We start from the raw sequence: 13579 nt of genomic DNA, 5'->3' as shown, positions 1-13579 counted from the left end.
CGATAAACTCAACCCGGGGGCATTTTGCTTCCCCCAGGCTACATAAAGTTCTTAATTTCTTTTTAACTTAGCCAATGCATCTGCCATTGCTGTATTGAAGACCGTTTTTTTAACCGGCTCAACCTTCTTCGCTTCAGGTTTTTTCTTGTGCTCATGTTTTTTAACAGGAGCTGGCTTTTTCATTTCCGAAGGAGCAGCTACTTTTTTTATCGGTTGGCTTGCGGGTTGCTCTTCCAATTTCATGCTTAAACCAATACGCTTTCTTTCTTTATCTACTTCAATGACTTTTACAGTCACGATATCTCCGGCCTTTACCACAGTGCGAGGATCAGAAATAAATTTGTTTGTCATCGCTGAAATATGAACCAAACCATCCTGATGCACTCCTATGTCGACAAAAGCACCGAAATTAGTCACATTACTCACGACACCTTCCAGAATCATTCCTTCATGCAAGTGTTCAATGTCTTCCACACCTTCTTTGAATTGGGCGGTTTTGAATTCTGGCCTGGGATCACGGCCAGGTTTTTCCAGCTCGCGCAAAACATCCCTAATTGTAGGTAGACCAAATTGATCATCGACAAATTGCGCTGCATTGACGCTCTGTAATAGCTCTCTGTTGCCGATTAGTTTTTTAATGTCTATGTTCCTATCCTCAATAATTTTTTCTACTAAAGGATAAGCTTCAGGATGAACGCACGAGGCATCCAAAGGGTTATCTCCATTCATGATGCGTAAAAACCCGGCCGCTTGTTGGAAAGACTTCTCACCCATACGGTTTACATTTTTTAATTCCATACGATTTTTAAAAGCACCATGCTCATCACGATAGAGTACAATACTTTTTGCAAGTGTTTCATTGAGACCAGAAATATGGGATAGAAGTGCTGCGGAGGCTGTATTTACATCCACCCCTACAGCATTCACACAATCCTCGACAACACCATCAAGACAGCGGGCAAGACGTGTTTGATTCACATCATGTTGGTATTGTCCTACGCCTATGGATTTCGCTTCAATTTTAACTAATTCTGCAAGAGGATCTTGTAATCTGCGCGCTATTGAGACTGCACCTCTTAAAGTAACATCCAAATCAGGAAATTCTTGTGAAGCGATTTCAGAAGCGGAATAAACTGATGCACCCGCTTCACTGACAATAACTTTGGTCAATTTAAGATCAGGATACATTTTAATTAAATCAGAAACCAAGCGTTCTGTTTCACGAGAACCTGTTCCATTTCCAATGCTGATCAAATTGACATTATATTTGGCTGCCAATTTTGCCAGATCTGTAATACCTTGGTGCCATTCATTTTGAGGTGCAAATGGGAAAATAACGGTATAGTCCAATAATTTACCTGTTGAGTCCACAACAACCACCTTGACACCAGTCCGAATTCCAGGATCCAGGCCAATAGTAATTTGGGGGCCTGCCGGTGCTGCAAGCAACAAGTCACGCAAATTTCTTGAAAATACTTTAATTGCCTCTTCATCTGCCATTTCACGCAGTCGCGTCAGCAATTCCAATTCCAATTTGGTAAATAGTTTGATTTTCCAGGTAAGGCGAATGGTTTCCAACAACCAGTTGTCTGCTTTTCTTTGTTTGTCCGCAATGCTGAAATATGCTGCTAACTTATCTTCACCATAAGATGCTTCTTGCTCCGGTAAGGTAAGGCTTACTTGCAAAACGCTTTCGCGGCGGCCACGGAATAAAGCCAAAGCACGGTGGGATGGTATTTTTTTAATTGCTTCAGAATAATCAAAATAATCCGAAAACTTGCTGACTGTCTCTTTCTTTTTAGAGCTGCCAACCGACTTGACAATACCATGTTGCCACAAATGTTCCCGTAACTCATTAATCAAATCCGCATCTTCAGCAAAATGCTCCATTAGAATATGACGAGCCCCCTCTAATGCGGCTTTTACATCTTCAACAGCTGCCTCGGGATTAATGTACTTCGCCGCTTCTTCTTCAGGATCTAAGTCAGGATTTTTCCAAAGAGCTTGAGCTAAGGGGGCTAAGCCTGCTTCTATGGCTAATTGCGCTTTAGTCCGGCGTTTTGGACGGTATGGCAAGTATAAATCTTCTAGACGAGTTTTTGTATCCGCAGCTAAAATACTCTTTTCAAGCTCCGGAGTTAATTTCTCTTGTTCCCGGATAGACTGTAAAACTACTGTCCGTCGCTCATCTAATTCACGCAAATAAAGAATGCGTTCGTCAATATATCGCAATTGCGCATCATCAAGTCCTTCCGTAGCTTCTTTGCGGTAACGAGCAATGAAAGGAACGGTTGCCCCTTCATCGAGCAGACGAATGGCTGCTTCAGCCTGCGCAGGTTTTACTTTAAGCTCTTGCGCAATTATCGCAGCTAATCTCAAAATCTCTTGAGTCATTTACATCCCCGTAAAACATAAATTAGATAACATAGATTGCTTCCCCATAAACCTTACTGGAATTGTAGCTGAGTGAAGCTTTGCAATACTCCAGTAATAGCATATTACTATATCTAGAAGATCATACTTGCCTTTACTCACGCCATACATTCTCATTTTAAAAACACGCACCTGTACCAAGAAAGGCGATAGAAGGGTGTCTCGTTAAAACCGACACATTATTACTCAACCGTTACTGATTTGGCAAGATTACGAGGCTGATCCACATCGGTTCCTTTTGCAACAGCAACATGATAAGCCAATAATTGTAGCGGAATCGTATATACAATAGGTGCAATCCATAAACCACAATAAGGTACCTTAATCAATCGAGCACCATTTGCTCGCCAGCTTTGGGAATCATCAACAAAAACAAATAACTGTCCGCCGCGAGCACTCACTTCGTGTAAATTGGATTTTAATTTATCCAATAATTCATCATTTGGTGCCACAGCAACCACAGGCATGTTTTCATCTACTAAAGCCAAAGGACCATGTTTCAACTCCCCGGAAGGATAGGCTTCAGCATGAATATAGGAAATTTCTTTTAATTTCAGAGCCCCTTCTAAAGCAACCGGGTATTGCACACCCCGTCCTAAAAATAAAGCATGTGCCTTATTCACAAATAATGATGCAAGGCCTTCAATTTCTTCATTCATCTTTAATACGCGCTCACAACATGCAGGTAATTCCTGCAATTGTTTTAAAACTTCCTGAGCACGACCGTCTCCGCAAAGTGTTGCGGCTAACATCAAAAAAGCAGCCAATTGTGTGGTAAATGCCTTAGTAGACGCCACGCCAATCTCAACTCCAGCGCGTGTTAGAAAGACGCAATCAGCTTCCCTGACTAAAGTACTTGTTGCGACATTACAAATAGCCAGACTACCCAAATAATTCATATTTTTAGATTTTTGTAAGGCAGCTAAAGTATCTGCTGTCTCCCCCGATTGGGACACGGTGATAAATAATGTATCTTTAGGAACTACGACATCGCGATAGCGATATTCACTGGCAATTTCAACCTGGGTAGGCAATCCAGCCAATGATTCTAACCAATATTTAGCAATCATTCCTGCGTGATAGCTGGTACCGCAAGCAACGATGTGAATCTGTTTTACAAGCGGAAATATATGAGAGGCACGTTCGCCAAAACTGGATTTAAGCACCTCCAAACTATTAACGCGGCCCTCTAATGTATCGGTCAGTACTTTAGATTGTTCAAAAATTTCCTTGAGCATAAAATGGCGATAACGGCCTTTGCTCACAGTTTCATTATCATTGGTTAAAGGATGAGTCGGGCGATCGGTCAAGGATTTGGACGAATCATAAATTGATATTTTTTTCGAAGTAATAAAAGCGCTGTCACCTTCCTCTAAATACATAACCGACTGAGCAAAAGATTTTAAAGCCAATCCATCCGAAGCAATAAAATTCTCTCCAATCCCTATGCCAATGACCAAAGGACTGCCCTTACGAACGGCAACCAGCTCCATAGGTCTTTGCTGATGGATTACGCCTAAAGCAAAAGCGCCCTCCATTTCTGCGGCTGCGGCTTGTACTGCTTCGAGTAAATTTTTACTTTGAAGATAGTGGTAGTGTATTAAATGGGCAGCTACTTCCGTATCGGTTTCCGAAGTAAATTGATAACCTCTTGTAATCAAAGTGTGTCGTAAATTATCGTGATTTTCGATGATGCCATTATGGACTAAGGCTATTTGATCATGTGATATATGGGGATGCGCATTTTTTTCTGAGGGTTTTCCGTGTGTGGCCCATCTCGTATGTGCAATACCTGTATTACCCGAGATAGCAGTTTCTTGCATGGCATCGGCTAAATTTTGAACCTTCCCCTGAATTCGCACTCGTTTTAAAAGGCCATCATTATCTATCACTGCAATCCCTGCAGAATCATAACCCCGATATTCTAAACGACGTAACCCCTCCAGGAGAATTTTACTGATATCCCTTTCAGATACAGCCCCGATAATCCCACACATACCCTACTCCTCGTTTCAAAAACCGCACATGAACGCTATATCAAATAAAAAAGGGAGCCATTATGCCATAAACATAAATAAATCACTAACATGTTCCATGCGGTAAGTTTGAGAAAATTTTCTAACTTATATTAATCTAGCTTAGCCTGAATTGATGAAAAGAAAACCCGGGTTTAAATCATCATTCAAACCCAGGTTATTTTGAAACTGTCTTTCCCCAACGTTAACTTTTATTTAATGGATTGTCGCAAGTCACGGCATACCCATGCGCTTTCATCGCGTTACAGATCTCAAATGCGAGTAAACCGTGAGCACGCGTACTTGGATGAATTTCATCCCAGAATAAATAACTTTCTGGAGTATCACATACTTTATAATTCTTCTCTCCCGCAGCAAAGCTGGGATCTCTATATTGAAGTACTTGTGCATAGCGCAATACAAAGTTATTTGCAAAAGGGGAATTACCAAAAGCATGATACATTGGAAGCTTCACATCAATGCAAGCTTCTGTTGTATTTGTAAATCCATACATTGCAGGATTTTTTAGAGCACGCTCCAGGTAATCGCTCATGTCGATATAGAGAAAGTTTGTGTCAGGATAAACCTTGGCCCACTCCTGCATTTGAGTTTGCAACCGTTCATTATGCATATCGATTGCATTATTTAATACTTCCCTATCGCTCGTATGGACCGCACGGGGTGTATCTCCTATATGAGGCAAACCCATGATCACAAATTGCCGTGCCCCAGCATGCATTAATTTCATGACTGCAGAGCTTGCGTTTGAAAGCACGTTGTCCACATAGGTACTCATCACTTCGGTATTATAATTGTCTTCAAAAAATAAGACATTCACGTAATCGTTATTTCCAGAGAAAATAAAGAATACCGTTTCATTATTCAAGGCGGGATGTTCTAACAAATAAGCCTGTACTGTTAAACCAAGGCTTGGTGGAACCAATTTCCCGACAATGAGGTTTTTAATAGTACCTAGTGGATGTCGGATTAAATTCCAGACTGTGAGTTGATAATCGTAAGTTGCTGCCCAACTTCCGCCAAATGCCCGGTTCAAATAAACCTCTTCATCTTCTGGAGAAAGGGAAATCATTTTTGCCAAATATTCATTCCAAACTTGACCATTGGAGAAACGCGAATTCCAGTAGGGTTGTCCTGGCAATACAGGCACCATTTTCACTTTACTGACTAAATTGGCGATGTAGGGGGCCAATTGATTATCAAAAAAATCAGTCACAACAGCGATGCCGGAATCCAGAACCATTTGCGGAACATAATATTCATCAGCAAATTCAACCATTTTATTAAGAACAAATGCTTTAAAGGGGGCTACTAAAAAAGCTGGGTTTTCTTCATTACGTAAGCTTTTAAGCAAATGAGTTGTATTTCCTGTATCAGACAAACTGTCGCCAAAGACCACCATCGATTTTACAGGAGTAGCGGCAAAACTCAGGAATGGAATAAAGGAACAAAGGATCAAGAACCAACGCAACTTCCGAATGTAATGGGCCATATTATCTCCTTATAAATAAGCCGCGGAACGAAAAGCACTGATAGCTTTGGTATATAACAGTATGATCGCTAGTTAGTTTTTGTCAACGAAATTGTTAATTTTTGTTCCAAATAGGCAAAGAGACCACGATGCATTTTATTCAAGCCTATTGATTAAATTCTGTGTAAATGGTAATTTTTGCTGAATATTTTTGGGTTATTTTTCAGGTAGTACGATGAAAGAAATAGTTATTGCAGCGTTTTATAAATTTGTTTCCTTGGAAGATTTTGAAACAATGCGAGAGCCTATGCTTGCCAAAATGCATGAGATTGGAATTAAAGGTACTGTCATATTAGCTTGTGAAGGGATCAATGGCAGCTTTGCCGGCACAAGGGAACAGATGGATCAATTTTATCAGTTCATGCGAGAAGATCATCGATTGACAGATTTAAAATTTAAAGAAACTTTTGATAAAGAAAACCCATTTGAGAAATCAAAGGTTAAGCTTCGCAAAGAAATTGTGACCATGGGTATAACGAATGTTGACCCTTTAAAAGAAGCAGGAACTTACTTAAGTCCTGAGGAATGGAATGAATTAATACAAGATCCCGACGTTGTCTTGATTGATACACGTAACGATTATGAATTCGAATTAGGTACATTTAAAAATGCGATAAATCCCAGTACTGAAAATTTCAGAGACTTCCCTGAATATGTACGCCAACATTTACTGGATAAAAAAGACAAAAAAATTGCCATGTTTTGTACTGGGGGGATACGTTGTGAAAAATCTACAGCTTATTTAAAGAATTTAGGTTTTGAAAATGTCTATCATTTACATGACGGCATTCTCAACTACATAGAACAAATGCCTAAAGAAGAATCGCTTTGGGAAGGACAATGTTTCGTGTTTGATAATCGTGTGGCAGTTGATGATCAACTCAATAGAGTCTATCCTCAATTACCTTTGGATTACAAACACGATCGCGTTAAAGAATAATATGACCCATAAAAAACAATCCGATTCCACCATTGTGATGAATCGAAAAGCAGGTTTTAACTATTTTATTGAAGATCAGTATGAGGCAGGCTTAGTGCTTCATGGATGGGAAGTCAAAAGCCTGCGTGCGGGAAAAATCAATCTGACAGATGCCCACATCATTATTAAAAATAATGAAGCCTTTTTACTGGGTGCGCAAATACAACCTCTTCTCACTGCATCTACCCACACAATTCCTGATCCGACACGCACGCGTAAGCTCTTGTTAAACAAAAAGGAATTAAATCATCTCATTGGAAGTGTTGAACGCCAAGGTTATACCATCGTTCCCCTATCCATGTATTGGAAAAAGAACAATATTAAAATTAAAATTGCCCTTGCCAAAGGAAAAAAAGAACACGATAAGCGAGATTCAATAAAAGATCGTGAATGGCAAAGAGATCGTTCTCGCATTATGAAAAAAACAGGGAGAGATTAATGAATGTAGGTGATACAATTCCGGATTTTACATTTACGGCAACCAATGGACTTCAAGCCAAACTAAGTGATTATCGCGGACAAAATGTAGTTCTGTATTTCTACCCTAAAGATGCGACTCCTGGATGTACAACAGAAGGCCAAAATTTTCGCGACGCGTACCCCCAATTTCGAAATTTAAATACACAGATTTTTGGTGTTTCGCGCGACAGTTTAAAATCTCATGAAAATTTTAAAGCCAAACAGAATTTTCCTTTCGAACTCATTACGGACAGTGACGAACACTTATGCCAATTGTTCGATGTCATTAAAATGAAATCGATGTATGGCAAGCAAGTCCGTGGGATAGAGCGCAGTACTTTTCTTATAGACGCAGAAGGAAAACTGAAAAAAGAATGGCGCAAACTGAGTGTTAAAGGGCATATTGACGACGTACTCAGTTCGTTAAAATAAATAGATTATTCTTGACTGAATCTCATCCCCTAAGCAGAATGAAGGAAGCGAACACAATAATAACCAGGTAGAATTCCGATATACGTACAGCGGACAAATTGCGGGAAATTCGGATAGACCCGTGGGTCATCAATCTACATGGTGGCTTTCGCTTCACTCAGGCAACACGTGAATTACAATTGTTCCATCATAAAAGGTGAATTTATGGATAATAGCAATGCCCGTCGAAAACTGTTTGTACTGGATACCAACATTCTCATGCACGATCCTACTGCCATTTATCATTTTGAAGAACACGATATCTATTTACCCATGGTGGTATTAGAAGAATTAGACAGTCATAAAACGGGTACCTCGGAAGTCGCGCGAAACGTTCGGCAAACCAACCGTATGTTGGTGGAGCTGATGAGTAATTCTTCCCATGAGCAAATTGTATCGGGGTTAGAAATACCCAATTATTTTAGCTCAGATAAAAAGAAATGCAGCGGAAAGCTATTTTTTCAAACGGATGATTTCGATCAGGTCGTTCCATCTACTCTGCCTGGACACAAAGTAGACAATACCATTCTTGCTACTGCTTTAGGATTGCAAAAAAAATATGCTGGCCAAAGGCAAGTGATTATCGTATCAAAAGACATCAACTTGCGCATTAAGGCAGGAATCCTTGGAATCTCTGCAGAAGATTATTACAGTGACCAAGTGCTCGATGATGTCAATTTGCTGCATCGAGGATTGCACATCCTTGAAAATAATTTTTGGGAAAACCATGCAAAAGATATGGGTTCCTGGCAAGAAAGCGGTAAAACTTTTTATAAAGTCACCGGGCCTTTGATTCATCAATGGAATCCCAACGATTGCATTAGTACTGAAGACAATCAGTTTCAAGCCATCGTAAAAAAACTTGAAAGCGATCACGCAGTCATTCAGTTAATACGAGATTACACCAAGCATACCGTTTGGGGAATTCATGCAAAAAACAGAGAGCAAAATTTTTCATTAAACCTTCTTATGGATCCTGACATTGATTTTGTGAGCTTACAAGGTCCTGCTGGCACAGGAAAAACCCTCCTCACTATTGCTGCCGGATTAACTCAAGTTCTTGATCAAAACCGCTATACAGAGATTCTGATGACACGGGTCACGATTCCGGTTGGTGAAGACATTGGATTTCTGCCAGGAACAGAAGAAGAAAAAATGACACCTTGGATGGGCGCATTAATGGATAATTTGGAAGTGTTGCACAGCACTCAGGTAGGCGGTACTTTTGGACGTGGCGCAACGCAGGACTTGCTCCAAAATAAAATTAAAATTCGTTCCCTTAATTTCATGCGCGGCCGTACTTTTTTAAATCGGTACATCATAATCGATGAAGCGCAAAATTTAACCCCCAAACAAATTAAGACTTTGGTGACCCGTGCAGGCCCTGGATCAAAAATTATATGCCTGGGGGATATCAAACAAATAGATACTCCTTATTTGAGCGAAACAACCTCCGGGTTAACTTTTGCAGTCGATCGTTTTAAACACTGGGAACACAGTGCACACATGAGTTTAACTCGAGGTGAGCGTTCAAGACTTGCATTTTATGCTGCAGAGAATTTATAGTATGCACTTTAAGGATTTACCATGATTGATCATGCCATCACTTTTGATGATGTTCTTCTCATTCCCTCGTACAACCACCATGAATCAAGACGGGTAGTGGAAACCACCAGTACAGATAGATTGGGCAAATTAAGCTTAGAACTGCCTGTAATTAGCTCCAATATGGACACCATTACTGAAAGTGCGATGGCTAATTTCATGGGCTCTAAAGGAGCGATGGGCGCATTGCACCGTTTTATGTCCATTGAAGAAAATATTGAAGAATTTAAAAAGTGCGACAATAAAGTATTTGTATCCATTGGATGCACTGCCGCAGAGTTGGAACGAGCAGAAGCATTGCGCGATGCGGGAGCAACCTATTTTTGTGTTGATGTGGCTCATGCCCATGCCAAATACGTGGGTAAAACCCTAAAAAATTTACGCCTTCTTTTAGCGGATCGGTGCATTATGGCTGGGAATGTTGCCACCTATGCCGGTGCCGATTATCTGGCCTCCTGTGGCGCCGACATCATTAAAGCAGGTATTGGCGGCGGTTCTGTCTGCAGCACCCGCATAAAAACAGGCTTTGGGGTACCCATGTTAACCTGTATTCAGGATTGTTCCCGCTCCGATCGTTCCATTGTCGCGGATGGCGGCATCAGAACTTCCGGGGATATCGTGAAAGCATTAGCTTTTGGCGCCGATTTTGTCATGATAGGCGGCATGTTAGCGGGAACCGCCCCCACTCCTGGGGAAGTCATTCAAAAGAAAGACGGCACCAAAGTTAAACGTTATCGGGGAATGGCTTCCAAAGAAGCTCAGGAAAATTTCATGGGTCAAATGCATGAGTGGAAAACTGCTGAAGGGGTAGCCACTGAAGTTCCTTATAAAGAAAATCCCGATTCGATTATTGCCGATATCATTGGCGGACTAAGATCTGGATTGACTTATGCTGGCGCAGACACCATCAGTGAACTACAACGTAAATTAAACTATGTTGTGGTGACTCAAGCCGGTCGAGTTGAAAGTTTGCCGCATAAATTACTGGGATGAAGTTAGATTATTTATAGATCGGGTGCAGTGCAAAAATCTGGGGTTTTGCACTGCACAGGCTACTAGCTTATTTCAAGCCCAGAGAGTCCGTAGATTCTTCTACAGGGGCTGGCTGTTGTTTTGTTGGAGTTTCTTCAAAAAGATCATTCCAATCTTCCATAGATCCAAACGCTTCATTTGCCATGGACATTGGTTCAGTAGAGGTACTCTCAGGACTCGACATATCTAATGTTTCAGTATCGTCGACTTCCTGCTCATCTACTGCCTCATCAACTTCCAAATCCTCCATGCTCACTTCTGGCGTTTTACCAATATTTTGTACTTTTGTAGTGGCTGATTGAATGGCATCAATAATTTTATCACTCACCATATCCGGAAGAGATTTGATAGTATCTTTAGCAGAGCTTATGGCATCTACCGCTTTAAAAACTTTATCACCTACAGGGGTTTGCTTGAACGCTTCCATTCCTTCATCAAATTTATCCGAGATTTTGCCTTTCAAATCTCCGGCAAGCTCGCTCACCTTATCTGATACTGCATCCTTCAACCCTTTTAAAGCCTTGCCTGTTGCCGTATTAGCAGCGGCATCAATACCTTTTTTTGCCAAACCGGTGACAGCCTCAGTAACCGATTTGTTAATGTCCTCAACCATCTGCTTCATCATATCAAGCATTTCTTCCCCTGGCGACTTCTTCTTCTTATCGCCTTCTGGGCTTGCATCTTTTGCCTGTTGCGGGGCTTTATTAGCCTTTTCGTCTGCTTCTCTTTCCGCGCCAGTTTTTTCTTTGGGTTGGGGTTTAGGCCCATCAGATATTGAAGGTGCTGTAATAATATCTGGCTTCGGATCAGGTTTTGGATCCGGAGGAGGATTGTTCGCCGTGGATTGCGTTGTTTTATCTATAGGACCTTGACTCATAGCTAATACCTCAAAATATCTACCCCTATTAATAAAAGATAGCACATTGTAAGAAACCTTACCTTAAATAAATGGCGCAGGTGGATTCTTTTCAGATACACTAATCATATCAAAGACAATTTATTAGCGATTGGCTTTTAACATTATTTACAATATTTTTTCAAAACAAAACTACAGGGAAGAATATTCATTATGAATCCTAATGATTTTTGCTACATGCGCAGGGGCAAACAAGTTGACGATTTAAAAAAAGAAGATTTAGCACTTCTTGAACCAGTCAAACAAAAAGGAGCGAAAAAAGACCGGGCTTTACTGCTTTTTCACGGATTTACCTCCACACCCGCAGTTTACCGCTATTTAATTCCTCAATTAGAACATTATGATGCTTTAGTTTGTCCGGCCTTACCAGGGCATGCCGACAGCATCGCTGCTTTTTCACAAACCAAAATTGAAGACTGGTTGGCCTGTGGCATTCAGGAATGTGAACCCTTGTTTAAAGAATATGAAAAAATCGATGTATTAGGTTTGTCTTTGGGAGGTATCATTGCTTGCGAGTTAAGTAAAACTTTTGCATTCAATCATATGTTTCTGTTAGCCCCCGCATTTAAACTACAGATGAACATGCATCAGAATAAAAATATTCTGTATGCATTAAAAAAGCTGGGATTTTGCGAAATTAGAGGCAGGGCAGGAAATATTTCCTCCGATAAATATGCCGAACTTTCCTATCGTAGAATTCCTATTCCTGCGTTAATTGAGTTGTTTACTTTGATTCATGAATATCTATGGGTGGCACCTAGTTGCCCTGTTGATCTCTTTTTGGGTGCCCATGATATTGTCGTTGATTCGAATGATGTGGAAAGTCTTTTTTCCGATTTGGAAAATACAGCAATCCACTGGCTTCCAAACTCAGCACACGTTTTACCTTTAGATAATGATCTTGATCAGATTGTGCAATGCATTAATCAACGCTCAGGGTCTGATCTTAAAAAAACCATTTGAAGTTGGCTGGGCTAAGGCTTAAAACCTTAACCCTGGCTACTATCCTGAAATGGACTCATGATTAGGGAAACTGGTGGTTATAGCGATTGAAATCTTTCAAATCAAACTGATTCCACTCGCGCATATCCAATACGGAGCCATTATAAGCCATAAAGTCTGCACGTGTCGTTGGCAGATTAAAATAATAAATATCACTGGCATCTGTAGCCAAATTGCTTTGGTGTTTCGCGACTGAAATCTCTGCAACAGAATGATCGTGTGTTTTTACAAAACTGCGTTGTGCCCTTAGATATCTGCCTTTAAAACGTGCATTGCCCCATAATTCTACATCAAGCCGGTTTACTGCACCCGCTAATTGGATTCTTGTCTTATTTTTCGCACGGACAGTCAAGTTATCCGTTTTTACCCAATATAGACTAAGCCAAGCATCTCCTTGCATATTTAAATTCGCTAAATTGACCATACCTGATAGCTGTACTTTTGGGCTTCCTTGCAAGTGAAGTTGTAAATTTGGACTGTACACCCCATTAATTCGCACCAGTCCTTTTCCTTTCACATCGAGCACCCGCAAACCTATGGATCCACCTAAACGGACATTGTCCGTATCCTCTAAATAAATATCTAACAAACGAGTATTGATTCTATCTCCAGTAACAATTGGAGTTTTCTTAGCCATCAATCGATTCAGGAATTGGCCTCTTACTTCCGCATATATGGGCGCATGTAAGGGAGAACCTTTGCCAATTAGAGACAAATATAAAGTGTTTTGGGTCACTTCAGCTTTGACAGTTGTTAAATCCCGGGCATCCCCCGATAAAATAACTTGGGGCTCTTTATAACCCGTATGCAAGCTCACATTAATTTGTCCTTCGACGTGGACTTGATTGAAAGAAGGAACGCGTCTGACTTGTTTTGTCTTAATCACTTCTGGAGGTGGAAGCTCATTTTTAGGTGCGCGGTGCGCACATGATGTTAAAAAAAAGGCAAATACAATCAATAAGTAATACCGCTTTTGCATAGACTATATTCCTGAATCAATAATTCCTCTACATTAGAGGAAGTTCTGTGAATGTGCAAGGCTAAGTTATAGGGTGTGGATGCGCAACATAACCCAACATTAAATCAATCAAGACAAAGAGTTTATTTGGGCAGACAGG

At 40.6% G+C, this 13579-nt stretch carries 11 protein-coding genes; 6 read left to right on the top strand and 5 right to left on the bottom strand.

Features of this window, described 5'->3' with window-relative positions:
- Window positions 1-51: 51 nt before the first annotated feature.
- The 3 genes from BU07_RS0113980 to plaC form a co-directional block, all read right to left on the bottom strand.
- Window positions 52-2394: a Tex family protein gene (locus BU07_RS0113980; protein ID WP_031567042.1), complete on the bottom strand. Its 2343-nt coding sequence runs from the start codon at window positions 2392-2394 to the stop codon at window positions 52-54.
- Window positions 2395-2615: 221 nt separating this feature from the next.
- Window positions 2616-4430 (bottom strand): glutamine--fructose-6-phosphate transaminase (isomerizing), encoded by a 1815-nt coding sequence (gene glmS, locus BU07_RS0113975; RefSeq protein ID WP_031567041.1) that lies wholly within the window; start codon window positions 4428-4430, stop codon window positions 2616-2618.
- 223 nt (window positions 4431-4653) lie between these two features.
- Entirely contained in the window at window positions 4654-5958 is a 1305-nt protein-coding gene (gene plaC, locus BU07_RS0113970) for a lysophospholipase/glycerophospholipid:cholesterol acyltransferase PlaC (RefSeq protein WP_031567039.1), read from the bottom strand.
- Between the two features lie 214 nt (window positions 5959-6172).
- Between plaC and trhO the strand changes: the two genes are divergently transcribed.
- From trhO to BU07_RS0113945, 5 genes are all read left to right on the top strand, one after another.
- Window positions 6173-6937 carry an oxygen-dependent tRNA uridine(34) hydroxylase TrhO gene (gene trhO, locus BU07_RS0113965; RefSeq protein WP_031567037.1) on the top strand — a complete coding sequence of 255 codons (765 nt, stop codon included), beginning with the start codon at window positions 6173-6175 and terminating at the stop codon, window positions 6935-6937.
- Window position 6938: 1 nt separating this feature from the next.
- Complete coding sequence (gene smpB / locus BU07_RS0113960; RefSeq protein ID WP_031567035.1) at window positions 6939-7415, top strand: SsrA-binding protein SmpB; 477 nt, start codon at window positions 6939-6941, stop codon at window positions 7413-7415.
- A complete protein-coding gene (locus BU07_RS0113955; RefSeq protein WP_031567034.1) occupies window positions 7415-7867 on the top strand; it encodes a peroxiredoxin in 453 nt (150 codons plus the stop codon). Before smpB ends, BU07_RS0113955 begins: the two co-directional genes overlap by 1 nt.
- A gap of 204 nt (window positions 7868-8071) precedes the next feature.
- On the top strand, window positions 8072-9472 hold the full coding sequence (locus tag BU07_RS0113950; RefSeq protein WP_031567032.1) for a PhoH family protein: 1401 nt from the start codon (window positions 8072-8074) through the stop codon (window positions 9470-9472).
- A 21-nt stretch (window positions 9473-9493) separates the two neighbouring features.
- Entirely contained in the window at window positions 9494-10504 is a 1011-nt protein-coding gene (locus BU07_RS0113945) for a guanosine monophosphate reductase (RefSeq protein ID WP_031567030.1), read from the top strand.
- A gap of 67 nt (window positions 10505-10571) precedes the next feature.
- Here the strand turns inward: BU07_RS0113945 and BU07_RS0113940 are convergent, their stop codons facing one another.
- Complete coding sequence (locus BU07_RS0113940) at window positions 10572-11420, bottom strand: hypothetical protein (protein WP_031567029.1); 849 nt, start codon at window positions 11418-11420, stop codon at window positions 10572-10574.
- A 216-nt stretch (window positions 11421-11636) separates the two neighbouring features.
- Between BU07_RS0113940 and BU07_RS0113935 the strand changes: the two genes are divergently transcribed.
- The gene (locus BU07_RS0113935; protein WP_423202584.1) at window positions 11637-12422 is read left to right on the top strand and encodes an alpha/beta hydrolase; all 786 of its coding nucleotides are present in this window, start codon (window positions 11637-11639) and stop codon (window positions 12420-12422) included.
- Window positions 12423-12483: 61 nt separating this feature from the next.
- Here BU07_RS0113935 and BU07_RS0113930 read toward each other — a convergent pair whose 3' ends face one another.
- Window positions 12484-13440 carry a GIN domain-containing protein gene (locus BU07_RS0113930; RefSeq protein WP_031567026.1) on the bottom strand — a complete coding sequence of 319 codons (957 nt, stop codon included), beginning with the start codon at window positions 13438-13440 and terminating at the stop codon, window positions 12484-12486.
- Between the last annotated feature and the right edge of the window lie 139 nt (window positions 13441-13579).

Source organism: Legionella wadsworthii DSM 21896 = ATCC 33877 (assembly GCF_000701265.1).
Lineage (GTDB): Bacteria > Pseudomonadota > Gammaproteobacteria > Legionellales > Legionellaceae > Legionella > Legionella wadsworthii.
The sequence above is the reverse complement of the archived record's forward strand: the minus strand, read 5'-3'. Positions and strand labels throughout refer to the sequence as shown.

Coding starts and splice junctions, on each gene's coding strand:
- BU07_RS0113980 (WP_031567042.1), bottom strand. CDS start 2,394: ATGACTCAAGAGATTTTGAGATTAGCTGCGATAATTGCGCAAGAGCTT.
- glmS (WP_031567041.1), bottom strand. CDS start 4,430: ATGTGTGGGATTATCGGGGCTGTATCTGAAAGGGATATCAGTAAAATT.
- plaC (WP_031567039.1), bottom strand. CDS start 5,958: ATGGCCCATTACATTCGGAAGTTGCGTTGGTTCTTGATCCTTTGTTCC.
- trhO (WP_031567037.1), top strand. CDS start 6,173: ATGAAAGAAATAGTTATTGCAGCGTTTTATAAATTTGTTTCCTTGGAA.
- smpB (WP_031567035.1), top strand. CDS start 6,939: ATGACCCATAAAAAACAATCCGATTCCACCATTGTGATGAATCGAAAA.
- BU07_RS0113955 (WP_031567034.1), top strand. CDS start 7,415: ATGAATGTAGGTGATACAATTCCGGATTTTACATTTACGGCAACCAAT.
- BU07_RS0113950 (WP_031567032.1), top strand. CDS start 8,072: ATGGATAATAGCAATGCCCGTCGAAAACTGTTTGTACTGGATACCAAC.
- BU07_RS0113945 (WP_031567030.1), top strand. CDS start 9,494: ATGATTGATCATGCCATCACTTTTGATGATGTTCTTCTCATTCCCTCG.
- BU07_RS0113940 (WP_031567029.1), bottom strand. CDS start 11,420: ATGAGTCAAGGTCCTATAGATAAAACAACGCAATCCACGGCGAACAAT.
- BU07_RS0113935 (WP_423202584.1), top strand. CDS start 11,637: ATGCGCAGGGGCAAACAAGTTGACGATTTAAAAAAAGAAGATTTAGCA.
- BU07_RS0113930 (WP_031567026.1), bottom strand. CDS start 13,440: ATGCAAAAGCGGTATTACTTATTGATTGTATTTGCCTTTTTTTTAACA.